This is a genomic window from Rhodococcus sp. AG1013 (genome assembly GCF_003350365.1).
Taxonomy (GTDB): Bacteria; Actinomycetota; Actinomycetes; order Mycobacteriales; family Mycobacteriaceae; genus Prescottella.
On record NZ_QQAT01000009.1, the window covers coordinates 172,451 to 196,763 of the forward strand.

Sequence of the window (24,313 nt, forward strand, 5' to 3'; positions counted from 1 at the left end):
GCAGGACGGTCCTTACAGCAGCTTGCGGACGAATGTCGCGACCTCGTCCGGCTTGGCGTGCGCGACCATGTGGTCGCAATCCAGGTCGGCGAGCGTGAGGTCGGCACCGAGGTGCTCGGACAGCGCGCCGCGGAACTCCGCGGTCACGTACGGCGGCTGCACGCGCAGCGCCTGCACCAGCACGGTCGGGATGCCGCGTGGCGGGAGGACGAAGTCGCGGGCCATCTCGCCCCACGACGCGACGACCGCGGGCACCGACATGCGCCAGCCGAAGCGGCCGTTGTCGAGTTCGACGAGGTGCTCGTCGAGGTCGCTGTCGAGCACGTCGGCGGGCACGTCGGCCCAGGCGCCGTGCCGCTTCTCGGCCCGGGCCTCGGCGACGTCGGTGTAGTCGGGGTGCGCCACGACCAGTTCCGCGATGCGGCTCATCGTCTCGGGGTCCAGGCCCAGCGCCGGGTCCAACAGGACCAGTCCCCGGATCCGCTCCGGCGCGGCCTGCGCGAGGTGCAGCGCGATCGCGCCGCCGTAGGAGTGGGCGACCACGACCACCGGGCCGGTCGCGTGCTCGTCGAGCACCGCGAGGAGGTCGTCGACATGCGTGTCGAGGCCCCACGGCGGCGTGTACGACGAGCGGCCGTGCCCGCGCAGGTCGGGGGCGATGATGCGGGTGTCGCTGAGCTGGCCGGACCCGAGGGCCTCCCACCGGCGGCCGTGCCCGGTGAGGCCGTGGATTGCGAGCACCTCCGACGCTCCCGGGGTACCGAACAGGTAGGTGTGGAGACCGCGCATGGCGTCCACTATGCCGGATGTGGTCGATGTCGGACCCGTCTGGTGAGATTCCTTTCATGACCGAACCGGGCACCCGCACCCGACAGTCGGCGGCCCCGGCCGCGCGGCTCGTCGGCCGCTCGGCCACGGCGCCGGCGGTCCGGACGTGGGGGCCCGACGCGGCGCGGGTGCTGACCGGCGCGCCGCCCGGGCGCGGGTGGCACCCGTGGCAGATCCTGGGCGGGCCGGGCACCGGGAAGACGTCGCTGATCGTGGACGCCGCGGTGGCCCGGATCGCGGCCGGCGCCGACCCGGAATCGGTGCTGGTGCTGACGCAGTCGCGGCGCGCCGCCACCGCGGTCCGCGAGCAGATCACCGCCGGGCTGCTCGCGGCGGAAGCGGAGACCGGCACGGATGCCGGCCCGCGCGCGACGCGGGAACCGCTGGTGCGGACGGTGCACTCGTACGCGTTCGCGGTGCTGCGACTGCAGGCCGCGGCGCACGGCAACCCGCCGCCCCGGCTCATCACCGGAGCCGAGCAGGACGCGGTGCTGCGCGAGTTGCTGCGCGGTGACATCACCGACGGCGGCGACATGTGGCCGGAGCGGCTGCGGCCCGCGCTCGGCATGACGGGTTTCGCGGTGGAGCTGCGGAACCTGATGCTGCGGGCCAACGAGCGGGGGCTGGGCCCGGAGGACCTCATCGAGCTGGGCCGGGCGCATGCGAAGCCCGAGTGGGTGGCCGCCGGGCGGTTCGCGATGCACTACGAGCAGAGCATGCTGCTGCGCGGTGCGGTGGGCATGGAGGCGCCCGAGGCCACCGCACCCGCCCTCGACGCCGCCGAACTGATCAGCGCGGCCCTCACCGCGTTCGCGACCGACCGCGATCTGCTGCAGCGGGAACGGGTGCGGGTGCGGCACCTGCTGGTCGACGACGCGCATCACCTGGACCCGCAGGCCGCGCAGTTGGTGCGGCTCATCGGCACCGGAACCGCGATGACCGCGGTGGTGGGCGATCCGGACCAGTCGATCTTCGCCTTCCGCGGCGCCGACCCGCGGTTCCTCACCGAACTCGCGGACCGCGGCGATCCGGCGCAGGTCGTCCTCGACGTCAACTTCCGCGCGGCGCCCGCGGTCGCGGCCGTGTCCGCGCGGGTCGCCGCGCGCCTGCCCGGCAATCCGCCGCATCGCGGGGCGAGTGTGCCCGCGGCCGGCCCCGAATACGACGAGGCACCCGGCCGGGTCGTGGTGCGGGTGCTGACCACGCCGGCCAAGGAGGCGGCGCTCGTCGCGGACACCCTGCGCCGGGCACACCTCGTGGACGGAGTGCCGTGGTCGCAGATGGCGATCATCGCGCGCTCGGTGCCCCGGGTGCTGCCGCCGCTGCGGCGTGCGCTGCTCGCCGCCGGGGTGCCCGTGACGACCGCGGCCAGCGAGCTGCCGCTGGCCCGCCAGCACGGTGTGGCCGGGCTGCTGTCGGTGATGCGCGCACTGGTCGGCGGCGAGTTCACCGGCGAGGACGCGCTGGCCCTGCTGACCGGCCCCATCGGCGGTGCCGAGCCGGTGAGCCTGCGGCGCCTGCGCCGCGGACTGCGGCGCGTGGAACTCGCGTCGGGTGGCGACCGGGACTCGGCGGAGCTGTTGCGGCAGATCATCGTCGACGGTCCCGACGCGGAGGGTGTCGCGCACCTGCTCCGAGGGCTCACCGACGTCGAATCGCTGTCCCTGCGAAGGGTATTGAAGGTGCTGCGCCGTGCCCGGGTGCCGCTGCAGCGCGGCCGTGGCATCGAGGAAGTGCTGTGGGCGGCATGGCAGGCGACGGGGCTCGAGCGCCGCTGGGCCGCGGCGTCGGCGTTCGGCGGACCCATCGGCGCGCAGGCCGACCGTGATCTCGACGCGGTGGTCGCACTGTTCGACGCGGCCGCCAACTACGTCGACCGGCTGCCGCGGGCGCAGCTGTCGGGGTTCGTGGACTACCTGGTGGAGCAGGCGATTCCCGGCTCGCCGCGGTCGCGGGCCGTCGCGGAACAGGAGACCGTGACCGTTCTCAGCGCGCACTCCGCGGCGGGTCGGCAGTGGCAGGTGGTCGCGGTCGTCGGTGTACAGGAGGGGCTGTGGCCCAGCCTCGGTGCCCGGGGCACGCTGCTCGGCACGGAGGAGTTGATCGACCTCACCAGCGGTGTGGGGGAGATCGACAGGACGCTCTCGCGAACCGCACCGTTGCTGGCGGAGGAACGTCGCCTGTTCCTGGTGGCGTGCAGCCGCGCGCGCAGTTCGCTGCTGGTGACGGCGGTGGACTCGTCGAGTGGGGACGCCGACCTGGTCCGCTCCCGCTTCGTCGACGATCTGCTCCGCGGCGACGAGAACGACGACGACGCGGACGTGCCGCCCGTCGCGCAGGACACCCCGCGTGTTCTCGCGCTGCCGGCGCTCGTGGCGGAACTGCGCAGCGTCGTGTGCGATCCCGACATCGCCGAGACCGACCCGCAGCGGCAGCGGCGGGCGGCGCACCAACTCGCGCGGCTCGCGCAGGCCGGGGTCCGCGGGGCGCACCCGGACCAGTGGTACGGCACCGCGGACCCGAGTTCGGATGCCGGACTGTGGGATCCGGAGGACGGGCCCGTGCCGTTGTCGCCGTCCACGATCGAGCTGCTCAACAACTGTCCGCTGCGCTGGATGCTGGAGCGGCACGGCGGCAGCGACGGCGACACCACGCACGCGATCGCCGGCACGCTCGTCCACACGTTGGTGCAGGCGCTCGCCGGGCACATCCCGCCGGACCAGGTGGATCGTGCCCTGGAATCGGCCTGGGACTCGGTGGACCTCGGTTCGCAGTGGTATTCGCGGCGGGAGCTCGAACGCACCCGGGGCATGCTCGACGCCTTCGCGAACTGGTTGCGCAGTACGCGTTCCGAGCTCACCGAGGTTGGCGTCGAGGTCGCGGTGGACGGGGTGCTCGAGCCGCGGGTCGAGGGCGACCCACAGGTGCGGATTCGCGGGCGCATCGACCGGCTCGAGCGTGACCCCGACGGCCGCCCGGTGATCATCGACGTCAAGACCGCGAAGGCCGCGGTCACGAAGGACCAGGCGCAGCAGCACGCGCAGCTCGCGGCGTACCAGGTGGCGGCCGCTCACGGCGCGGTCGAGGGCGAACCGGCGTCACGGCCGGGCGGCGCACGTCTGGTGTTCGTCGCGAAGCCGCACAAGAAGGAAGGTGCCACCCAGCGCGTCCAGGAGCCGCTGGACGACGAGGGGCTCGCGTTGTGGGAGAACACGATCCACGCAGCCGCCGCGGCCACGCGCGGGCCCACGTTCCTGGCGCGGATCAACGACAGTTGCAGGCATTGCCCGGTGCTCTCGAGCTGCCCGGCGCACGACGAGGGACGGCAGGTGACGTCGGAGTGAGTACGGCAGCAAGTGCACCGGAGAACGGGCGCCGCGTCAGCCCCGCCGTGCTCGCGGAGGCGCTCGGACAGTTCCCGCCCACCGACGAGCAGGCCGCCGTCATCGAGGCGCCGCTCGGTCCCACCCTGGTGGTCGCCGGGGCCGGTGCGGGGAAGACGGAGACCATGGCGGCCCGGGTGGTGTGGCTGGTCGCCAACGGTCTGGTCGAGCCCGAGCAGGTGCTGGGTCTGACGTTCACCCGCAAGGCCGCACAGCAGCTCACCAGCCGGATCCGGCAGCGGCTCGCGAAGCTCGCCGGCTCCACGCTGGTCCGTGACCTCGACCCCAGCGGCGGTCTGCGGTCCCGGATCCTGGGCAGCGAACCCGAGGTCAGCACGTACCACTCGTATGCCGGACGGCTGCTGTCCGAGCACGGCCTGCTGCTGCCGATCGAACCGTCCGCGACGCTGCTGTCGGAGACCGAGCTGTGGCAGCTGGCGTACCGGGTGGTGAGCGCGTGGGACGGCGACCTCGACACCGACCGCAACCCGGCGTCCATCACCGAGTCGGTGCTGGCGCTGTCGGGCCAGTTGGCCGAGCACCTCGTCGAACCGGACGATCTGCGGGAGGCACACACCGAACTCGACAAGCTGATCCACACGCTGCCGGCCGGTCCGAAACAGCGTGGGGGACCGTCGAAGACGCTGCTCGACATCCTCGAGGTGCAGCACCAGCGCCTCGACCTGCTGCCGCTGGTGCGGCGGCTCGCGGACACGCTGCGCCGCGAGGGCGCGCTGGACTTCGGCAGCCAGATGTCGCTCGCGGCGCGGGTCGCGTCCGAGCACCCCGAGGTGGGGCGCAGCGAGCGTGACCGCTTCCGAGTGGTGCTGCTCGACGAGTACCAGGACACCGGCCACGCGCAGCGGGTGCTGCTGTCGTCGCTGTTCGGCGGCGGCGAGGACGCCGGTCTGGCGCTCACCGCGGTGGGCGACCCGATGCAGTCCATCTACGGTTGGCGCGGTGCCTCCGCCGCCAACCTGCCGCGGTTCGCCACCGACTTCCCCCTCGCCGACGGTACCCCGGCACCCAAGCTCGAGCTGCTCACGAGCTGGCGCAACCCGCCGGAGGCGCTCACGCTCGCGAACATGGTGTCGGATCCGTTGCGCGACAGGGGTGTCGAGGTCAGCATGCTGCGCGCCCGCCCGGGCGCGGTACCCGGCGATGTGCGCCTCGCGCTGCTCGACACGGTCGAGACGGAACGGTCGTGGGTGGCCGACCGCATCGCCGAGCAGTACGAGGCGGCCCGGGCGGACGGAGGGAAGCCGCCCACCGCGGCTGTCCTGGTGCGCCGCAACGCCGACGCCGCACCGATCGCGGAGGAACTGCGGGCCCGCGGACTGGCGGTGGAGGTGGTGGGCCTTGGTGGTCTGCTGCACACCCCGGAGGTCGCGGACGTCGTGGCGATGCTGCGGCTCGTGGCCGACCCGATGGCCGGAAGTGCCGCGGTGCGCGTCCTCACCGGCGCGCGCTGGCAGATCGGCGCCGCCGACCTGCGGGCGCTGTGGAAGCGGGCCGGCGAACTGGGCATCCGCACCGGTTTCGGGGCCGCGGGGGCCGTCACCGACAGCGCCGCCCTGGACGAGGCCCTCGGCAGCGCGCTGCCGGGGGAGCAGGCCGAGCAGGCGGGACTGGCCGACGCCCTCGCCGATCCCGGCCCCGCCGGCCGGTACTCGGAGGTCGGCTACGTGCGGATCTGCGCGGTCGCGGCCGAGTTGGCGTCGCTGCGCGAGCGGCTCGGCCAGCCCCTCACCGAACTGGTCGCCGAGGTGGAACGGGTGATCGGCATCGGGATCGAGGCGCAGGCCCGGACCCGGTCGTCGGAGGTGGGCGGCGCCGGCCGCGAGCACCTCGACGCGTTCGCCGACGTCGTGTCCGGCTACGCGAACCGCACGTCGGCGACGCTGACCGGTCTGCTGTCGTTCCTGGCCGCCGCCGAACACGTCGAGAACGGGCTCGCTCCCGGCGAGATCGAGGTGGCGCCGGACCGCGTGCAGATCCTCACGGTGCACTCCGCGAAGGGGCTCGAGTGGGAGGTGGTGGCCGTGCCGCACCTCACCGCGGGCGTGTTCCCGTCCACGCAGGCGTCGGCCACGTGGCTCGGCTCGGTGGCCGAGCTGCCGCCGGCGCTGCGCGGCGACCGCGCCTTCGACGGTGAATCCGCCGACGGGGTACCGGTTCTCGGACTCGAGGACCTGTACAACCGCAAGGACCTCGAGGACGCGATCACCGGCCACAAGAAGGCACTGGGCACGCGGCGGCTCGACGAGGACCGCCGCCTGTTCTATGTCGCGCTCACCCGCACCGAGCGGGCGCTGTTCGTGTCCGGGCACCATTGGACCGAGACCGGCTCCGAACCGAAGGGGCCCTCGCCGTTCCTGCTCGAGCTCGAGGAACTCGTGTCCGCGGCCGCGAGCGCGCCGGGCAAGTCGCTCGGCGTGATCGACGTGTGGGCCCCCGCCCCCGACGACGGCAGCGAGAACCCGCTGACCGCCACGCCTCGGACCGCGATGTGGCCGCGGGACCCACTGGGCCGGCGACGCGCCGACGTCGAGCGCGGTGCCGACTCGGTGCGCGAGGCCCTCGCGGATCTCGACAAGCCCGGACCGGCGGAGTCCGAGTCGGCGCCCGATCCACTCGACGACCCCGACAACTGGGCCGCCGACGTGGACGCGCTGCTCGCCGAGCGCAACGCGCGGGTGTCGGGCACGGCGGACGTCGAGCTGCCCGCACAGCTGTCGGTGAGCCAGCTCGTGGATCTCGCGGCGGACCCGGACGAGCTGGCCGCGCGGCTACGTCGGCCGCTGCCGTTCCCGCCGAACCCGTTGGCACGGCGCGGAACCGCGTTCCACGCGTGGGTGGAACAGCGGTTCGGAGCCACGCGGCTCCTCGACTTCGACGAGCTGCCCGGCGCCGCCGACACCGGGGTGGGTACCGAGACGGAACTGGCGCTGCTGCAGGACGCGTTCCTGCGGTCGCCGTGGGCCGACCGGAACCCCGTCGAGGTGGAGGTGCCGTTCGAGACGTCGGTCGCCGGGACGGTGCTGCGCGGCCGCATCGACGCGGTGTTCGCCGACCCGGACGGCGGCTGGACCGTCATCGACTGGAAGACCGGTGCGGAGCCGTCGGCCGCGAACGAGAAGGCCGTCGTGATGCAGCTCGCGGCCTACCGGCTGGCCTGGGCGGAACTGATGGCGGCGCGACAGGCGCAGGTCACGGGCCGCCCGGCCGACCTGCCGCTCGACAAGGTGCGGGCAGCGTTCCACTACGTGCGCACGGGGCGAACCATCGCACCGGAGAACCTGCCCGACGCCGACGAACTGGCGCGGCTGATCAGGACGGCGGGCGCGGAGAAGGAACTCGAACAGTGAGAGCCCGCCCGATCACCGGGCGTTGCGGCGGGCCTTCAGCGCCTGCGTGACCAGCGGGATCTGCAGGGCGAGCCGGGCCACCGCGGCGGCCTTCGCGGGCGCCGAGACACGGTCCGACCGCAGCCAGCTGACGGCCATCTGCACGTTCGCGGGGAACACCGCGACGAACAGGGCGGCGGCGAGTGCGCCGCCGAGTCGGCGCGTCCGCGGCACCGCGAGCGCGGCGGCGGTCGCGAGTTCGGCCACGCCGGAGACGTAGGTGTAGGTGCGCGCCCGGCCCGGCAGCGCGGCGGGCACGATCGCGTCGAACGGCTGGGGCTTCGCGAAATGGAGGATCCCCGAGCCGAACAGGAGCGCGGCCAGGCGGATGGCGGGGGCTTGACCCGAACGGTCCCGGTTCGACGGCATACCGACACCCTGCCCGACCGGGCGCCGACCCGCCACCGCACGTTCGGGATTGGTCGAGTTCTGCCGGGTTCTGGTGTGTTTTGCTGGGTTTTGCTGTGTTTTTGGCTGGCATTCCGCAATCCCGGCAACCGCGGCTAGGCTGCGATCCGATGTTCGACACCCAGAAGGCGATAGGAACGAGTGGATGCCCGGTAGGTTGAGTGCGCGTTTCCGGAACTCGGACACGCTGACGGATCGGCCGGACTTTGCACTCGTCGGCGTCCTCAAGGTGCCGGAGATGCAGACCAGTCCGGCCCGGGCCATCGCGCGCCGCGTCTCGTACGCCCTCGCAGCGCTGGCGCTCGCGGTGGTGGTGGTCTACATCGACCGGGACGGCTACAAGGACGCGCAGGAAAACCCCCTGTCGCTGCTGGACTGCATCTACTACGCGACGGTGTCCCTGTCCACCACGGGATACGGCGACATCACCCCGATCACCCCGGAAGCGCGACTGATCAACGTCCTGGTCATCACGCCGCTCCGGATCTTCTTCCTCATCGTGCTGGTCGGTACCACCCTCTCGGCGCTCACCGAGAGTTCCCGCCAGACATTCAAGATTCAGCGTTGGAGGCATCGCGTGCGCAACCACACCGTCGTCGTCGGATTCGGCACCAAGGGCCGCACCGCCATCGACGCGATGCTCGGTGACGGCATCGTGCCGTCGGACATCGTGGTCGTCGACACCGATCAGGCCGTCCTGGACACCGCCGCCGGTCTCGGGCTGGTGACCGTGCACGGCTCCGCCACCAAGTCGGACGTCCTGCGGCTCGCCGGGGTGCAGAACGCCGCGTCGATCATCGTGGCCGCGAACCGCGACGACACCGCGGTGCTCGTCACGCTCACCGCCCGCGAGTTGGCGCCGAAGGCGAAGATCGTCGCGGCCATCCGCGAGACCGACAACGCCCACCTGCTGCGCCAGTCCGGTGCCGACTCGGTGGTGGTCTCGTCGGAGACGGCCGGCCGGTTGCTCGGTATCGCCCGCACCACCCCGAGTGTCGTGGAAATGGTCGAGGACCTGCTCACGCCCGAGGCCGGGTTCGCGATCGCCGAGCGCGAGGTCGAGCCCGAGGAGGTCGGCGGCTCGCCGCGGCACCTGTCGGACATCGTGCTCGGCGTGGTGCGCGACGGCCGCCTGCTGCGGGTCGGTTCGCCCGAGGTGGACGCCGTCGAGGCCGACGACCTTCTGCTCTACATCCGGCGCGTCGCCAACTGATCGTCCGGGTCGGATGCGGGTCGGATGCGGGTTGCTCGCGGGGCACCGCAGTAGGGTCGTTGCCGTGCCCGACTTCACACTGACCGAAACACCCCTGCTGTCCCGCGCGGCCGTCGACCGAGCCGAGGAATTGCGTTCGGACACCGACGCTTTGCGTGCCGACTGGGCGGATGCGTTGCTGCTGCGGGTGAACCACCGCGGCCAGTTCCGGGTGGCCGACGGCGACATGGTCCTGGAACCGGCGACCTCACTGGCGGCGGAACCGGTCGCGGGTGCAGTGTTCCTGGGACTGCGCGGTGACCGCCACGTGTGGGCGGTCCGCGTTCCGGCGATGACCGGTGAGCTGGGGGATCTGCGGATGCTCGGGCACCGTCTCGACCATTCCAGTGCCGGCCTGGCCACCACCGCTGTCGCGTTGCTGAACTGGCACGACCACGCCGGATTCAGTGCCATCGACGGCGCACCGACCATCCCGACGATGTCGGGATGGTCGCGGATCAGCAGCAGCACCGGGCACGAGGAGTTCCCGCGGACCGATCCCGCCGTGATCTGCCTCGTCCACGACGGCGCGGACCGGGTGCTGCTGGCACGCCAGCCCAGCTGGCCGCCGCGGATGTTCTCGGTCCTGGCAGGGTTCGTCGAGGCCGGGGAGTCGCTCGAGACGTGCGTGATCCGCGAGATCCGCGAAGAAGTCGGCGTCGAGGTTCACGACGTCCGCTACCTGGGCAGCCAGCCCTGGCCGTTCCCTCGGTCGGTGATGATCGGTTTCGCGGCCGTCGGCGACCCCGCCGCCGCGTTGACATTCGCGGACGGCGAGATCGCCGAGGCCCACTGGTTCACCCGCGACCAGGTCCGGGCCGCGCTCGGTGCGGGCGACTGGGCATCCGGTGCCCGCGAGGCGTCCGATGCCGAACTGCTGCTGCCCGGGTCGATCTCGATCGCCCGGGTGATGGTCGAGTCCTGGGCGAAAGCCGACTAGAGCCCGAGGGCCTTCTTGACCTGCGAGAGCGACGGGTTGGTGTCGGTGCTGCCGTCCGCGTACTTGACGGTGGGGACGACGTGGTTGCCGCCGTTGACGCTGCCGACGAAGTCGGCGGACGCGGGATCGTGCTCGATGTCGATCTCGGTGTACGAGATGCCGTTCTCGTCGAGCTGCTTCTTGAGGCGACGGCAGTATCCACACCAGGTGGTCGAGTACATGGTCAGGGCGGGAGCTTCGGTAGTCACGGCGCCTATAACACCACGGTCGGTTCGGACTGTTCCCGTGCGGGCGCACGTCACATCCGAGCGGGTGAGATCGGCCCCTGTCGGTGCGCCCTGAGAGTATGGACGGCATGTCAGCGGATGCCTTCCCGGAAACTCGGCCCGACGAGGGTCTGGATCCGCAGCAGTCGGCCGCGGTCCTCGCGCCGCGCGGCCCGGTCTGCGTCCTCGCGGGAGCCGGCACCGGCAAGACCCGGACCATCACGCGGCGGATCGCGCATCTCGTCGCGGGCGGGCACGTGTCGGCGGGGCAGGTACTGGCGGTGACGTTCACTGCGCGTGCGGCCGGGGAGATGCGCGGACGCCTGCGCGCCCTCGGCATCGGGGGCGGGGGCCCGCAGGTGCAGGCCCGCACGTTCCATGCCGCTGCCCTGCGCCAGCTCAAGTACTTCTGGCCGCAGGTGATCGGCGACACCGACTGGCAGCTCCTGGACCGCAAGTTCCAGATCGTCGGGCAGGCCGCGAGCCGGGCGGGACTGTCCACCAGCACCGAATCGATCCGCGACCTCGCGAGCGAGATCGAGTGGGCCAAGGGCTCGTTGGTGGCACCCGAGGATTACGCGGCGGCCGCCGCGCGTGCCCGACGCGACATTCCGGCCGACGCCGCCAAGGTCGCCGCGGTCTACACCGGCTACGAGGAACTCAAGGCCCGCAACTACGACGGCATGCTGCTCGACTTCGACGACCTGCTGCTGCACACCGCCGCCGCGCTCGAGGAGCACTCCGCGGTCGCGCAGGAGTTCCGGGACCGATACCGCTGCTTCGTCGTCGACGAGTACCAGGACGTGACACCGCTGCAGCAGCGCGTGCTCGACGCGTGGCTCGGCGACCGTGACGACCTCACCGTCGTCGGTGACGCGAACCAGACCATCTACTCCTTCACCGGCGCCACCCCGAAGTACCTGCTGGACTTCTCGCGTCGGTTCCCGGACGCCACCGTCGTCCGCCTCGAACGGGACTACCGGTCCACGCCGGAGGTCGTCGCGCTCGCCAACGGGGTCATCGGCGCCGCGCGCGGACGCATCGCCGGAACCCGGCTCCAACTGATCGGGCAGCGGCCGTCGGGGCCGGAGCCCACGTTCGCCGAGTACGACGACGAGCCCGCCGAGGCCGCCGCGGTGGCACGGCAGATCAAGAAGCTCATCGACAAGGGTGTCGAGCCGGCGGAGATCGCGGTGCTGTACCGGATCAACGCGCAGTCGGAGGTCCACGAGCAGGCGCTCACCGAACTCGGGATCCCGTACCAGGTGCGCGGCGGCGAAGGATTCTTCACCCGCCAGGAGGTACGGCAGGCCATCAACGCGCTCCGTCAGGTGGCGGGCCGCGACGACCTCCCCGACGGCGCCGACTCCGGCGAGTCGCTGGTGACCCTGGTGCGGGCGGTGCTCGTCCCGTTGGGTCTCACCGACGAGGAACCCGCCGGTGTGCAGGCGCGGGAGCGGTGGGGATCGCTCACCGCGCTGGTGGCGCTCACCGAGGAACAGCTCGCGCACGACCCGCAGCTCACGCTCGGTGGGCTGCTGACCGAGCTCGCGGCGCGCGCCGAGTCCCGGCACCCACCGGTCGTGCAGGGCGTGACGTTGGCCTCGCTGCACGCCGCGAAGGGCCTCGAATGGGACGCGGTGTTCCTGGTCGGGCTCACCGAGGGCACCCTGCCGATCGCGCACGTCCTCGGCGACTCCAAGTCGCCCGACGACGAGGCCGGGGTCGAGGAGGAGCGGCGCCTGCTCTACGTGGGTGTGACGCGACCGCGGGAGCATCTGGCGCTGTCGTGGGCGCTGGCCCGCAACGAGGGCGGGCGCAAGTCGCGCCGGCGCTCGCGGTTCCTGCACGGACTGATCCCGGACGACTCGCCGGCGTCGAAGGTCGCCGCCCCGCCGCCGTCCCGCAAGCAGCGTCCACGCTGCCGGGTGTGCGGCAAGCAGCTGATGGGGACCGCGTCCACCATGCTGGGACGCTGCGAGGCGTGCCCGTCGAACCTGGACTTCGAGCTGTTCGAGGCGCTCAAGGACTGGCGCCGGGAGAAGTCGCGCGAGCTGAAGGTTCCCGCGTACGTGGTGTTCAGCGACAACACGCTGACGGCGATCGCCGAGCAGCAGCCGAAGGACGATCAGGCCCTCGTCGCGATCCCTGGGATCGGGGCCAAGAAGCTCGAACGGTTCGGCGAGGAGGTCCTCGCGGTGGTCCGCGGCGAGCGCCCGGCGCCGGCGCTGGATCTGACATGACGGCTACGTCGCGGTAAAACCGCAGGTCAAAAATAACTTGTGTGGTCTGTTCGGGTTGCATACTCTGGACTGCACGCCACGGGGAGACTCGTGTGCGGTGACAATGTCGGCAACGAGATGAAAGGGAGGTGGCAACGATGAACGACTGGAACGCAACTGCGGCACGTGCATCGGTGCCCGCATTCGCATGCGCATACCTCCCCGCAGCCGAAGAGGCCGCCGCGAGGTACGCGGCGAGCGCACCGCACGCAATCCGTCTGCGCGCAGCAGAGATCCGCGCAGCAGCACGTGCAGCAGCAGCCCCCGCATCCGTGTCCAGGAGCAGGCACCGAACTCTCATTCGGTAGGCACTCCCGCCCTTCCTCCCGAGGCCACGGATCGCACAGCGAACCGTGGCCTTCGTGTTTCGAGCTTCATCGCTCCAGGCCTTCGCCCGCGGTTCGCGAAACCCCGACAGCCGGCACCAGCCGCGAACGAAATACGCGAACGAAACAGAGGAGAAGACGTGTCTACCGTGACATGCCGAGTACAGACCGAGAACAGCACCGTTTCGAACGGATTGTCAGTCGTCGGCTCGGCACTCCGGGAGCAGTTGCCCTGCCGAGTCGGGAACCCCGACCTGTGGTTCGCCGAGACACCCGCCGACCTGGAGCAGGCCAAGTCGCTGTGCGCGCAGTGCCCGATCCGCAGCCGGTGTCTGAGCGCGGCGCTCGACCGTGCCGAGCCGTGGGGTGTCTGGGGCGGTGAGATCTTCGATCAGGGAGTCGTCATCGCACGCAAGAGGCCACGAGGTCGGCCACGGAAGAGCCCGACGCCCGGGAAGACCCTGGTGTGTGCCTGACAGCGAGCAACGACCGTGCCCGTGGGCATCCGGAGATGGATGCCCACGGGCACGGTCGGAGGCGCAGCAGTCTCGGGTATCGGGGCCTATGCGCCGTCGAGGCTCTCGGTGAGATCGTCGACAGGGGCGTTTCCAGGATCGTCGGTGAACCCGGGCAGCCATCGGGTGAGGATCGCCATGTACGGCGCGTAGGCGTCCAGCTGTGCGCAGATGCCGACGGAGCCGAGTAGCACCCGGAAGATCATCACGTACTCGGCCGGCAGGTTGAGCGCCCGGGCGGTGCGGAACTGTGCACTCGAGAAGTCCGTCGCGGTTCCGGCGGCCTTCTGCAGCCAGGCGCGGGTGAAGTGGAACGACTCGGTGCGGATCGGGTCGGTGAACGGGCGCAGGTAGTCGGCGATCTCCTGATCGGTGACGGTGCGTCCGGGTAGCACGAAACCGTTGTCGCGCAACAGTTCCGTGAGTTCGTCGAACTGCTCGTTCAGTGACAGGCGCACCATCCGGCCCAGCACCGGCGGCAGCCCTTCCGGCATCGGCGCGGTGGCGCCGAAGTCGATGATCCCGAGACGTCCGTCGTCGTGCAGCATGAAGTTGCCGGGGTGCGGATCGCAGTGCAGCAGTCCGACGCGGGCGGGGGAGACGAAGTGGAACTCCGCGAGCAGCGCGCCCGCGGTGTTGCGCTGCTCGGTGGTGCCGCTGCTGATGATCGCCGACAGCGGGGTCGCGGCCATCCACTCGGTGACGACCACCTTCGGCGCGCTGGCCACCACGTGCGGCACCACGAACTTCGGGTCGCCGTCGAACACCTTCGCGAACGCGCGCTGGTTGTCGGCCTCGATGCGGTAGTCCAGTTCCTCCTCGGTGCGGGCGCTGAGCTCGTCGAGGACCGGCTTGATGTCGGTACCCGGCATCACCGAGGTGAACAGGCCCGCGAACCGGGACAGCGTCTTCAGGTCGGCGCGCAGGGCCTCGTCGGCACCCGGGTACTGGACCTTGACCGCCACCTCGCGACCGTCCGACCACACGGCGCGGTGGACCTGGCCGATGCTGGCGGACGCGGTGGGGGTGTCGTCGAACTCGGCGAACCGCTCGCGCCACTTGGTGCCCAGTTGCTGGTCCAGCACCCGGTGCACCTGCTTCGCGGGCAGCGGGGGCGCCTCGGCCTGCAGCTTGGTGAGTGCCTCGCGGTACGGCTCCGCGAACTCCTCGGGGATCGCGGCCTCCATCACGCTGAGCGCCTGCCCGAGCTTCATCGCGCCGCCCTTGAGCTCGCCGAGCACCGTGAACAGCTGCTCGGCGGCCTTCGCGGTCAGCTGCGCGTCGATCTCGTCCTTGTCGCCTCCGGCGAGCCTTCGGCCGAAGCCCATCGCGGCCCGTCCGGCGATACCCAGCGGAATGCTCGCGAGCTTGGCGGTGCGGGCGGAGCTTCTGCGGGGAATGTCGGGCACCAGACCATCATGGCCGAAGATTCGGGGGTTCGTCCAAGAACATTGCCGAACGTGAGCATCCACACCGTGGGTTCCGTGGCCACGGCCGGACCGAGAATCGGTGGCTGACCAGGTCGATCTCCAGGGTCGCGTCGAGGCTCGCGGGCACCGGGTGGGACGCGCCCGACAGCGCGAGCTCCAGCTGCCCGAGGGCGACGGCGGCGGTGGCCATGACGGTTGCCGGGCTCGCGTGCCCGACCCGGCCCAGCAGTTGCGCCGCCACGTGCGGCCATTCCTCGTCGGCGGCGCAGCGGGTGAGGTCGGCGCACCGCAGGCAGCTGGTGCTGCCCGGCAGGACCAGCGGCCCCACCACGCCCCGGCCGTCGCGCAGCCGCACCTGCAGGTGCGGGATGCGGGCGTCGAGGAGCGCCTCCACCAGGCGCGGGTCGGCGATGAGATCGTCGGTGAGGACCACACACGTGCAGTTCCACCGCGTGACGTCGGTGTCGGCGGTGAAGTGGCTGGATCGGGACACCCGGGCCCGGCCCGACCCCAGGCCGGTGGCGATCGTGTCCGCGAGCGGGCCGCGCCCGTGGACGCGGATGGCCGGGGGCGCGTCCTCGCGGGGGACCGAGGCCCGGAGCAGCCCGGCGTCGTCGAGCTCTGCGAGCAGCATCGACATGTCGGTGGGCGTGATGCCGTGCTCGACGGCGCGCCACACGACGTTGGGGCGGGAGGTGCGGCCGTCGAGCAGGTGGAGCACGGCGACGAGCGCCGACGGCTCGACCGATTCGGGTGGGGTGAGGATCAGCGCGGTGTCGGGGTCCCAGCCGATCTGGATGCGGCCGCTGGGACGGATCACGATGGGCAGCCGCGGATCGAGTGCGGGTCGGCTGGTGCGCGCGACGGATACGCGTGTCATGTGGGGGACGATCTCACCTCCGGGCCCGCCGAACACCCGCACGGGACGCGTTGTCCACAGGTCTGCACGCAGGTTGACGTGGGGTTTCGGGTGCCGGCGCGGATTCGTCCGAAATGCGCCGACGGCGGTGTCGGAGCGGGCCGCTAGCGTGGTGCCCCGTGACTGGGCCAGCGAGTATCGACGGCGACCTGCCGGAGGTCGAGATCCGGCGCAGCGCCCGCCGACGACGGACGGTGAGCGCGCGCCGCGAGGGCGACAAGGTGGTCGTGCTGATGCCGACCGGGCTGTCGAAGAGGGCCGAGGCCGACCTGGTCGCGGAGATGCTCGGAAAGCTCGAGCGCGCCGACCGCCGTGCCGCGGCGCGGGCCGAACGCAGCGACGTCGAGCTGACCGAGCGGTGCGCCCGGCTGTCCGCGCGGTGGCTGGGCGGCGCCGCGGCCCCGGTCTCGGTGCGCTGGGTGCCGTCGATGAAGACCCGGTGGGCGTCGTGCACGCCCACCGACGGCACCATCCGGGTCAGCGAGTTGCTGCGGACGGTGCCGTCGTACGTCCTGGACTATGTGCTGGTCCACGAACTGGTACACCTGTACGTGGCGGGCGGGCACAACGACCGGTTCTGGAGCGAGGTGCGCCGCTACCCGCGTACGGAGCGCGCGATGGGCTACCTGGAGGCGTACGCCGTCGTCACCCGGCAGCCGGGTCTGGTGGACGTCGTCGACGACTGCGCAGCCGCCGACGACATCGCGAGCCCTACAGGTTAGGAGTCGCCCTCGGTATCGGTGGTGCCGGTGCCGCTCTCACGGTTCTTCTCTTCCCGCTCACGGGCCTCGATCTGCTCGAGCTGCGCGATAGGGTCGTGGAAGGTGCCCGAGTCGCCGCCGAGGATCCGGTCGACGAACGCGGCGGGGTTGTCGAGGTCCGAGGAATCGGGCAACAGGTCCGGGTGCGCCCACACGCCGTCGCGGGCGTCGACGCCGGTGTCGGCAGTGAGTCGACGCCACAGCTGCGCGGCCTCGCGCACCTTGCGGGGCCGCAGTTCGAGTCCGACCAGGGTTGCGAACGTCTGCTCGGCCGGCCCGCCGGTGGCGCGGCGACGGCGCAGGGTCTCGGTGAGGGCGGCGACGCCGGGGAGCCGTTCCCCGAGAGCCTCGGTGACGACGGTCTCCACCCAGCCCTCAACCAGCGCGAGCAGCGTCTCGAGACGTTCGAGTGCCTGCTTCTGCTCGGGCGTGGTCTGCGGCTCGAAGGCGCCCTGCTGCAGGATCTTCTCGATCTGCGACGGGTCGGTCAGCGCGGACGGGTCGAGGCCCTGTGCGGCCTCCTCGATCGCGGAGAAGTCCATCTTGATGCCGCGCGCGTAGTCCTCGACGGTGGCGAGCAGACGCTGCCGCAGCCACGGCACGTGCGCGTAGAGGCGCTGGTAGGCGGCCTCGCGGGCGGCGATGAAGACGAGCACCTCGCGGTGCGGCTGCTCGAGACCCTCGCTGAACGCCTCGATCGCGGCGGGCAGCAGCGCGCCGGTCCCTGCGGGGCCGAGGGGCAACCCGATGTCGGTGGAGGTGAGAACCTCCTTCGACAGCTGGCCCAGTGCCTGACCGAGCTGCGAGCCGAACGTGAGTCCGCCCATCTGGGTGAGCATCCCGGCCATCGGGCCGATCATGTTGCGGGCTTCCTCGGGCAGGCCCTGGACCCACATGCCGGAGACCTGCTCGGCGACGGGGTCGCACAGGCGCTTCCACGTGTCGAGGGTGCCGTCGAGCCAGTCGTTGGGCGTCCATGCGACGGTCCGGGTGGCGCCGGCCGGCAGCGTCGTGGCGCCGTCCAGCCAGAGCTCGGCGAGGCGGGAGGCGTCGGCGACGGCCGACGCGGTGCCCTCCGTGATGGGGGTGATCGTGCCCATCTGCTGGCGCGCGAGGTTCTTCGCGATGTCGTAGTTGACGGGACCGGTCTGGCCGGTGCCCATCGCGCTGCCCATGCCGCTGAGCATCTGGCCGAACTGGCTGAGCATCTGGCCGAGCGCGGCCGGATCGAAACCACCACCGCCGGGTCCGCCGGCGGCGCCGAAGGCGCTCGGATCGAAGCCGAACGGCATCCCACCCGGTCCACCCTGACCCCCGCCTTGTTCGCGGCCCGTCGGATCCTTCTTGTGGTCCGGGTCGTCGTCGGAGTTGGAGAAGCCAAAGGGCAGATCGCTCATAGTTCAACGGTACAAGGCGCGACCGCGCATGGCCCGTACGGAGATCACGCTCACGGCGAACACCGCCGAGGGTTCCGAGGGTCGTCACCGCAGGCGCTCTATCCTGGGCCTGGTGAACCGACGGATCGTAACCCTGCTGGCAGCGTTGACCCCGGTCGTGGCGCTGGGAGTCCTCGGGACGACGGTGAAGGTGCCGTTCGTCGCGCTCGGTCCCGGCCCGACGTTCAACACGCTCGGCGAGGTGGACGACGAACCGGTGGTCGACATCGAGGGCACCGCGGTGGACCCCACCAGCGGAAACCTCAACATGACGACGGTCGCGGTGCGCGACAAGCTCACGTTGTTCGACGCGCTCGGCCTGTGGGCGAGCGGACGTCAGGGGCTGGTGCCGCGCGAGGAGGTGTACCCGCCGCAGAAGTCGAAGGACGAGGTGCAGGAGGAGAACGCCGCGCAGTTCGCCAACTCCGAGAACGCCGCCGAACTGGCGGCGCTGCGGTACCTGAACCTGCCGGTCGCGGTGGAGATCGGGACGGTCGGCCCGAACGGGCCGGCCGCCGGAGTGCTGCGTGAGGGCGACGTGGTGCTGCGCGTCGGCGCTACCCCGGTCGACACCGTGCAGGGACTGCAGGACGCGGTCGGCGCCGCCAGGCCCGGAACCACCGTCGACATCACGTACGTGCGCGACGGAGTGGAGACCACGACGCCGGTCACGCTCGGGTCCAAGCCGCAGGCCGACGGAGCTTCCGCCGAGGACTCGAACCGCGGCTATCTCGGCGTCGGTGCCAAGGAGGTGCCGAACGTGCCGTTCACGATCGACTTCAACCTCGCCGACATCGGTGGCCCCTCGGCCGGTCTGATGTTCAGCCTCGCCGTCGTCGACAAGCTCAGCCCCGGCGAACTCAACGGCGGCAAGTTCGTCGCCGGTACCGGCACGATCGACCCCGACGGCGACGTGGGACCGATCGGCGGCATCCCGTACAAGCTGACCGCGGCCGAGGAGGCGGGCGCGACGACGTTCCTGGTCCCCGCCAAGAACTGCGACGAGGCTCTCGCGAACAAGCCGGACGGGCTGACGCTGGTGAAGGTCGAGACCCTGAGCGGTGCCATCGACGCCCTCGCCGCGATCAACACCGGCGGCACCGCCCCGAGCTGCTGAGTGGCCCGGCGGCGCGGCTCGGGCGGCCTGGACTGTCCAGCCCGTTCAGGCCGCTCGATCCTCGTTGATCCTCGTTAATCCTCGTTGATCCTCGTTAATCCTCGGTGGCGTCGAGCGTCGCGTACAGCGCGCCGACCAGGTTCGGTGCCAGGTTGTCGTAGGTGAGCAGCTCGATGCCCTCGTACGGGTCGCTGTCCTCGTCCGGGCGCATCTGGAGCAGCGCCAGCGACGGACCGTCGCGCAGGACAGCGGCGATCAGCCGGGCCTCGCGGCGCTCCGGATGGGATTCGGCGGCTGCCCGCGCGGCCGCGTCGGCGGCGTGCCGGTCGGCGAGTAGCGGCGTGAGCGCATCGTCGAGGTCGGACTCGGCGTCGGGCGGTAGGACGATGATCTCCTGCACGAGGGCGCAGCCGACCACCTCCGACGGCCAGCTGGTCGTGGCGAGGAACTCGTCGAGTGCGGGGGAGCCGCCTTCGACGTCGTCGGGCAGGGCGGCCTGCTCGATGGGCGTCAGTTCGGCGCCGTCGGCGAGCTGATCGAGCAGCGCGGGCTCGGCCGCGGCGACCAGTGCGGTGGGGACGATAGCGAACATCGTGGGCGGCTGACCCCAGCCGCCGGCGTCGACGAACTCCACCACTTCCTGCACACATCGGCTCAAAGACTCGCTGGACAGGCTCACATTCGCGCCGTTCCCGGGGAAGTGATCCCCGTAGAACCCGCCATCGCTATCGATCACGTCCTTATCCTTGCACCATGGCGTAACGGAGGCGCGGCTCGGTCGCTGGCGCGACATGGCCGGTCGGTTACGTAGAGTGGGACGAAACGGTCACTCCCAGGTGACGCTGGACGGTGCCATTGGCTGCGGCGCGAAGGCGTCGCCGGATTGTTGGGAGAGTGGCAAGTGGGCATGCGGCCCCCCGCCGGTTTACCTTCGTTGTCGAAACGCACACGTGTGCTGCTGGTTCTGGCGTTGGTCGCCGCAGCACTGTTGCTGGTCGGCCCTCGATTCATCGACATCTATACCGACTGGCTGTGGTTCGGTGAGGTCGACTTCCGGACTGTGTTCAGCAAGGTACTGATCACCCGGATCGCGTTGTTCCTGATCGTCGGGCTGGTCGTCGGCGCGATCGTGTGGCTGGCGTTGCTGCTGGCCTACCGGTCCCGGCCGATGTTCCTGCCCTCGCCGGGCGCGAACGATCCCGTGGCGCGGTACCGCACTGCGGTGATGACCCGCCAGAAGCTGTTCGGGATCGGCATTCCGGTCGTGATCGGCCTGTTCGCGGGTCTGGTCGGGCAGGCGAGCTGGTCGACCGTGCAGATGTTCTTCAACGGCTCCCCGTTCGGGATCACCGACCCGCAGTTCGGCAAGGACATCGGCTTCTACGCGTTCGACCTGCCGTTCTACCAGTTCGTCCTGAACTGGTTGTTCGTTGCGGTGGTCATCGCGTTCTTCGCGAGCCTGGTGACGCACTACATCTTCGGCGGGCTGCGGCTCAGCGGCCGTCAGGGCGCGCTGACGCGGTCGGCGCGGGTGCAGTTGGCGGTCATCGCGGGCACCTTCGTGCTGCTCAAAGCGGTGTCGTACTGGTTCGACCGGTACGCGCTGCTCTCCAGTAGTCGTAAGGAGCCCACGTTCACCGGTGCCGGTTACACCGACATCAACGCGGTCCTGCCGGCCAAACTGATCCTGATGGCGATCGCGATCATCTGTGCCATCGCGTTCTTCGCGGCGATCTTCCTGCGCGACCTGCGCATCCCGGCGATGGCAGTGGTGTTGCTGGTGTTCTCGTCGATCCTGGTCGGTGCGGTGTACCCGCTGATCGTCGAGCAGTTCTCGGTCAAGCCGAACGCGGCCGACAAGGAACGCGCGTACATCGAACGGAACATCGCGGCCACCCGGCAGGCGTACGGGATCACCGACGAGACCGTCGAATACGTGCCCTACCCGGGCTCGACGAAGAAGCAGCCCAAGGACGTGCCGGCGGACGTCACGACGATCGCGAACACGCGTCTGCTCGACCCCAACGTCCTCTCGCCCACGTTCACCGCGCAGCAGCAGTTGAAGAACTTCTACGGATTCCCGAAGTCCCTCAACATCGACCGCTACGAGATGAACGGTGAGCTGCGTGACTTCGTGGTCGCGGCGCGTGAGCTGTCCCCGTCGAGCCTGCAGGGCAACCAGACGGACTGGATCAACAAGCACACCGTCTACACGCACGGCAACGGCTTCGTCGCGGCCTACGCCAACCAGGTGACGGCGGTCAGCGGCGACACCCAGAACAACACCGGCGGCTACCCGATCTACAGCGTCAGCGACCTGGAGACCAAGCCGGCGGACCCGGCGCTCGAGGTCGAGAACCCGCGCACCTACTACGGCCCGGTCATCGCGTCGTCGGATGCGGACTACGCGATCGTCGGTGGCGCGCCCGGCAGCGCGCCGCGCGAATACGACACCGACTCGCAGAAGTACACCTACACCGGTGAGGGCGGCGTCGGGATCGGTAACTGGTTCAACCGGCTTGCCTTCGCTGCCAAGTACACCGAGCGCAACATCCTGTTCTCCGGTGCCATCGGGTCGGATTCGAAGATCATCTACAACCGCGACCCGGCGGAGCGCGTCAACAAGGTGGCGCCGTGGCTCACCACGGACGGCACCGTGTACCCGGCCGTGGTGAACGGGCGCATGCAGTGGATCGTCGACGGGTACACCACGCTCGACAACTACCCGTACGCGCAGCGTTCGTCGCTCGAGGGATTGGTGCAGGACAGCACCAACCAGGCAACGGGACGGATGCTGCCGAAGAAGGAGGTCTCGTACATCCGGAACTCGGTGAAGGCGACCGTCGACGCGTACGACGGCACCGTCACGCTGTACCAGGTGGACGACCAGGACCCGGTGCTCAAGGCGTGGATGGGGGTGTTCCCGGACTCGGTGCAGCCCAAGTCCGCGGTCACCGACGACCTGCGTGCGCACTTCCGCTACCCCGAGGATCTGTTCAAGGTCCAGCGCGAGATGCTCGCGAAGTACCACGTGGACGATCCGGGCGAGTTCTTCAGTAACAACGCGTTCTGGTCGGTGCCCAGTGATCCGACGGTGGATACCGACAAGAACCAGCCGCCGTACTACGTGCTGTCCGGCAACCCGGATACCGCGAAGCCGCAGTTCGTGCTGACCAGCCCGATGGTGGGCTACCAGCGTGAGTTGCTGTCCGCCTATATCTCGGTGCAGTCGGACCCGGAGAACTACGGCAAGTTCCGGGTGTTGCAGTTGCCGACGAACACCCAGACACAGGGCCCACAGCAGGCGCAGTCGGCGATGACGTCGGATCCGCGAGTGGCGAGCGAACTGTCGTTGCTCAAGCAGTCCAACAAGCTCATCTACGGCAACCTGCTGACGCTGCCGATCGCGGACGGCGGCATCCTGTACGTCGAACCGCTGTACACGCAGCGCAACTCGGCCAATGCCTTCCCGCAGTTGGCGCGCGTCCTGGTCAGTTTCACCGACACGACGGGCATCCGGGTCGGCTACGCGCCGACGCTGGCGGAGGCCCTGGATCAGGTGTTCGGCTCCGGGACCGGGAACGTGGCCACGGCGCCGAGCGGCGAACAGGGTCCGTCCCAGCCGGAACAGAACGGGCAGACTGCCCCGACCACGCCGACGCCGGCACCGCCGCAGGGCGGCCAGGCCCCGAACAAGGAGGCCGCGGTCGCGGAACTGGATGCGGCGCTGAAGAATCTGCAGACTGCGCAGCAGGGCGGCGACTTCAAGGCCTACGGTGACGCGCTCGACCGGCTGCAGAAGGCTGTTCAGGACTACCAGACGGCCAGTCGCTGATCGGTAGATCCCGACCCGAGACGAGCTGAAGGGACCCTTCGTGCGCTGCGAGCGCGCGAAGGGTCCCTTCAGCTTGCGGGCCTAGTTGGTGAGCGCGGCCTTCACGTCGGCGATGGTGCTGCCGTGCTGATCGAGGAGCTGCTGGAACTGGTCGGCGTAGCCGTGCTGGGCGGCGGTGTCGCCGGCGACCTGCAGGGCCTGGTCCACGTATCCGGCGGCGGCGACGCGCCACTCCGCGGGCACCTGGCCGACGACGGCGGGGGCTGGGACGGGCTCGGCGATCGGTGCGGGTGCGGGTGCCGGAGCGGGCTCGGGGGCGGCCTCGGTCAGGTACTGGCCGCAGGTGGGCCAGGCGCCGGGGCCCTGCGAGGCGAGGGTGTTCTCGGCGACGCGGATCTGCTCTTCCTTGGACGCGTTGTGCGGTGAGCCGGTGCCGCCGTTGGCGGTCCAGGTGCTCTGCGAGAACTGCAGGCCGCCGGAGTAGCCGTTGCCGGTGTGGATGGCCCAGTTGCCGCCGCTCTCGCACTGCGCGACGCCGTCCCAGTTGTGGGTGGCGGCGGAGGCGGTGCCGGTCGACAGGCCGAACGGGACGGCGACGAGGGCGCCGGTCATCGCGGCCCAGCCGAGGGCGCGCTTACTGAAGCTGACGTTGGTCATGCGGGGTGGATCCTCTCCTGCGCCGACGCGAGCGGCCTGCGGGCGACGTGGTCGTCTTCCCGGGCGTGCGATCTTTCGCGTCCCTGCCCCTCGAAGGGTTTGGTTGTGTCCGATCCCGCGGGGGCAGAGCTGGCAGCGGCGGGTCGGTCCTCCACTCGAACATCACGAGCTGATCACGAACGTACGTCAGTGATCCGCGGCCGGTCACCTCGATGAAACGGGCCGGTCGACCCGTTTCCCGGCCGGCGGTCGGCGCGTTTCCGCAGGTCGTGACGGCCCGTTGCCGTATCGCGGCCGGAGCGTTACATGCGCGTTATGTGAGATGGATTACCGTGTTTTCGTGAACTGCGTCACGACCGCGGGTGCAATCTCGGATTGCCGGACACTCGATTCGGTCCTGCCGCAGGCGATTTGCCTTCCGTTCCCCGGCTCGTGTAACTTCGTTCATGCAACGCGGGGTGGAGCAGCTCGGTAGCTCGCTGGGCTCATAACCCAGAGGTCGCAGGTTCAAATCCTGTCCCCGCTACCAATGGAGAACCCCCGTCCGGATT

The 24,313-nt window shown here is 70.6% G+C and carries 17 protein-coding genes and 1 tRNA gene; 10 read left to right on the forward strand and 8 right to left on the reverse strand.

What is annotated here, in order from left to right:
• Window positions 1–12 precede the first annotated feature (12 nt).
• Window positions 13–789, reverse strand: coding sequence for an alpha/beta fold hydrolase (locus DEU38_RS13830; RefSeq protein ID WP_174911870.1), 777 nt, complete (start codon window positions 787–789; stop codon window positions 13–15).
• Window positions 790–845: 56 nt separating this feature from the next.
• Between DEU38_RS13830 and DEU38_RS13835 the strand changes: the two genes are divergently transcribed.
• On the forward strand, window positions 846–4,172 hold the full coding sequence (locus DEU38_RS13835; RefSeq protein ID WP_114721981.1) for an ATP-dependent DNA helicase: 3,327 nt from the start codon (window positions 846–848) through the stop codon (window positions 4,170–4,172).
• Window positions 4,169–7,579: an ATP-dependent helicase gene (locus DEU38_RS13840; protein WP_397484710.1), complete on the forward strand. Its 3,411-nt coding sequence runs from the start codon at window positions 4,169–4,171 to the stop codon at window positions 7,577–7,579. Before DEU38_RS13835 ends, DEU38_RS13840 begins: the two co-directional genes overlap by 4 nt.
• Before the next feature lie 12 nt (window positions 7,580–7,591).
• On the opposite strand, the gene DEU38_RS13845 is transcribed toward DEU38_RS13840, so the two are convergent.
• Window positions 7,592–7,987 (reverse strand): MauE/DoxX family redox-associated membrane protein, encoded by a 396-nt coding sequence (locus tag DEU38_RS13845; protein WP_114722017.1) that lies wholly within the window; start codon window positions 7,985–7,987, stop codon window positions 7,592–7,594.
• A 184-nt stretch (window positions 7,988–8,171) separates the two neighbouring features.
• Here DEU38_RS13845 and DEU38_RS13850 point away from each other — a divergent pair, with 184 nt between their 5' ends.
• Both DEU38_RS13850 and nudC read left to right on the forward strand, forming a co-directional pair.
• Entirely contained in the window at window positions 8,172–9,239 is a 1,068-nt protein-coding gene (locus DEU38_RS13850) for a TrkA family potassium uptake protein (RefSeq protein WP_114721983.1), read from the forward strand.
• 13 nt (window positions 9,240–9,252) lie between these two features.
• Complete coding sequence (nudC, locus tag DEU38_RS13855; protein ID WP_397484711.1) at window positions 9,253–10,218, forward strand: NAD(+) diphosphatase; 966 nt, start codon at window positions 9,253–9,255, stop codon at window positions 10,216–10,218.
• Here nudC and DEU38_RS13860 read toward each other — a convergent pair.
• The gene (locus tag DEU38_RS13860; protein WP_114721985.1) at window positions 10,215–10,439 is read right to left on the reverse strand and encodes a mycoredoxin; all 225 of its coding nucleotides are present in this window, start codon (window positions 10,437–10,439) and stop codon (window positions 10,215–10,217) included. The two genes, nudC and DEU38_RS13860, sit on opposite strands and share 4 nt — an antisense overlap.
• 125 nt (window positions 10,440–10,564) lie before the next feature.
• On the opposite strand from DEU38_RS13860, the gene DEU38_RS13865 reads away from it, so the two are divergent.
• Complete coding sequence (locus DEU38_RS13865; RefSeq protein WP_181818772.1) at window positions 10,565–12,727, forward strand: ATP-dependent DNA helicase UvrD2; 2,163 nt, start codon at window positions 10,565–10,567, stop codon at window positions 12,725–12,727.
• Between the two features lie 505 nt (window positions 12,728–13,232).
• Window positions 13,233–13,568 carry a WhiB family transcriptional regulator gene (locus tag DEU38_RS13870; protein WP_397484712.1) on the forward strand — a complete coding sequence of 112 codons (336 nt, stop codon included), beginning with the start codon at window positions 13,233–13,235 and terminating at the stop codon, window positions 13,566–13,568.
• Window positions 13,569–13,654: 86 nt separating this feature from the next.
• Here the strand turns inward: DEU38_RS13870 and DEU38_RS13875 are convergent, their stop codons facing one another.
• Both DEU38_RS13875 and DEU38_RS13880 read right to left on the reverse strand, forming a co-directional pair.
• Complete coding sequence (locus DEU38_RS13875) at window positions 13,655–15,016, reverse strand: AarF/ABC1/UbiB kinase family protein (protein WP_114721987.1); 1,362 nt, start codon at window positions 15,014–15,016, stop codon at window positions 13,655–13,657.
• 7 nt (window positions 15,017–15,023) lie between these two features.
• Window positions 15,024–15,917 carry a hypothetical protein gene (locus tag DEU38_RS13880; protein WP_114721988.1) on the reverse strand — a complete coding sequence of 298 codons (894 nt, stop codon included), beginning with the start codon at window positions 15,915–15,917 and terminating at the stop codon, window positions 15,024–15,026.
• 158 nt (window positions 15,918–16,075) lie between these two features.
• Between DEU38_RS13880 and DEU38_RS13885 the strand changes: the two genes are divergently transcribed.
• Entirely contained in the window at window positions 16,076–16,678 is a 603-nt protein-coding gene (locus tag DEU38_RS13885) for a M48 family metallopeptidase (protein ID WP_258557881.1), read from the forward strand.
• Here DEU38_RS13885 and DEU38_RS13890 read toward each other — a convergent pair.
• On the reverse strand, window positions 16,675–18,114 hold the full coding sequence (locus DEU38_RS13890; RefSeq protein WP_114721990.1) for a zinc-dependent metalloprotease: 1,440 nt from the start codon (window positions 18,112–18,114) through the stop codon (window positions 16,675–16,677). The genes DEU38_RS13885 and DEU38_RS13890 overlap by 4 nt on opposite strands.
• Window positions 18,115–18,226: 112 nt before the next feature.
• On the opposite strand from DEU38_RS13890, the gene DEU38_RS13895 reads away from it, so the two are divergent.
• Window positions 18,227–19,270 carry a PDZ domain-containing protein gene (locus DEU38_RS13895; protein WP_181818773.1) on the forward strand — a complete coding sequence of 348 codons (1,044 nt, stop codon included), beginning with the start codon at window positions 18,227–18,229 and terminating at the stop codon, window positions 19,268–19,270.
• A gap of 94 nt (window positions 19,271–19,364) precedes the next feature.
• On the opposite strand, the gene DEU38_RS13900 is transcribed toward DEU38_RS13895, so the two are convergent.
• Window positions 19,365–19,949, reverse strand: a complete 585-nt coding sequence (locus DEU38_RS13900) for a PPA1309 family protein (RefSeq protein WP_258557888.1) — start codon at window positions 19,947–19,949, stop codon at window positions 19,365–19,367.
• 228 nt (window positions 19,950–20,177) lie between these two features.
• Between DEU38_RS13900 and DEU38_RS13905 the strand changes: the two genes are divergently transcribed.
• Window positions 20,178–23,105, forward strand: coding sequence for a UPF0182 family protein (locus DEU38_RS13905; RefSeq protein ID WP_258557889.1), 2,928 nt, complete (start codon window positions 20,178–20,180; stop codon window positions 23,103–23,105).
• An 81-nt stretch (window positions 23,106–23,186) separates the two neighbouring features.
• Here the strand turns inward: DEU38_RS13905 and DEU38_RS13910 are convergent, their stop codons facing one another.
• The gene (locus DEU38_RS13910; protein WP_114721993.1) at window positions 23,187–23,762 is read right to left on the reverse strand and encodes a transglycosylase family protein; all 576 of its coding nucleotides are present in this window, start codon (window positions 23,760–23,762) and stop codon (window positions 23,187–23,189) included.
• A 452-nt stretch (window positions 23,763–24,214) separates the two neighbouring features.
• On the opposite strand from DEU38_RS13910, the gene DEU38_RS13915 reads away from it, so the two are divergent.
• A tRNA-Met gene (locus DEU38_RS13915) sits at window positions 24,215–24,291 on the forward strand.
• Window positions 24,292–24,313 lie beyond the last annotated feature (22 nt).

Coding starts and splice junctions, on each gene's coding strand:
- DEU38_RS13910 (WP_114721993.1), bottom strand. CDS start 23,762: ATGACCAACGTCAGCTTCAGTAAGCGCGCCCTCGGCTGGGCCGCGATG.
- DEU38_RS13880 (WP_114721988.1), bottom strand. CDS start 15,917: ATGACACGCGTATCCGTCGCGCGCACCAGCCGACCCGCACTCGATCCG.
- DEU38_RS13845 (WP_114722017.1), bottom strand. CDS start 7,987: ATGCCGTCGAACCGGGACCGTTCGGGTCAAGCCCCCGCCATCCGCCTG.
- DEU38_RS13835 (WP_114721981.1), top strand. CDS start 846: ATGACCGAACCGGGCACCCGCACCCGACAGTCGGCGGCCCCGGCCGCG.
- DEU38_RS13830 (WP_174911870.1), bottom strand. CDS start 789: ATGCGCGGTCTCCACACCTACCTGTTCGGTACCCCGGGAGCGTCGGAG.
- DEU38_RS13865 (WP_181818772.1), top strand. CDS start 10,565: ATGGACGGCATGTCAGCGGATGCCTTCCCGGAAACTCGGCCCGACGAG.
- DEU38_RS13850 (WP_114721983.1), top strand. CDS start 8,172: ATGCCCGGTAGGTTGAGTGCGCGTTTCCGGAACTCGGACACGCTGACG.
- nudC (WP_397484711.1), top strand. CDS start 9,253: ATGCGGGTCGGATGCGGGTTGCTCGCGGGGCACCGCAGTAGGGTCGTT.
- DEU38_RS13905 (WP_258557889.1), top strand. CDS start 20,178: ATGCGGCCCCCCGCCGGTTTACCTTCGTTGTCGAAACGCACACGTGTG.
- DEU38_RS13860 (WP_114721985.1), bottom strand. CDS start 10,439: ATGTACTCGACCACCTGGTGTGGATACTGCCGTCGCCTCAAGAAGCAG.
- DEU38_RS13890 (WP_114721990.1), bottom strand. CDS start 18,114: ATGAGCGATCTGCCCTTTGGCTTCTCCAACTCCGACGACGACCCGGAC.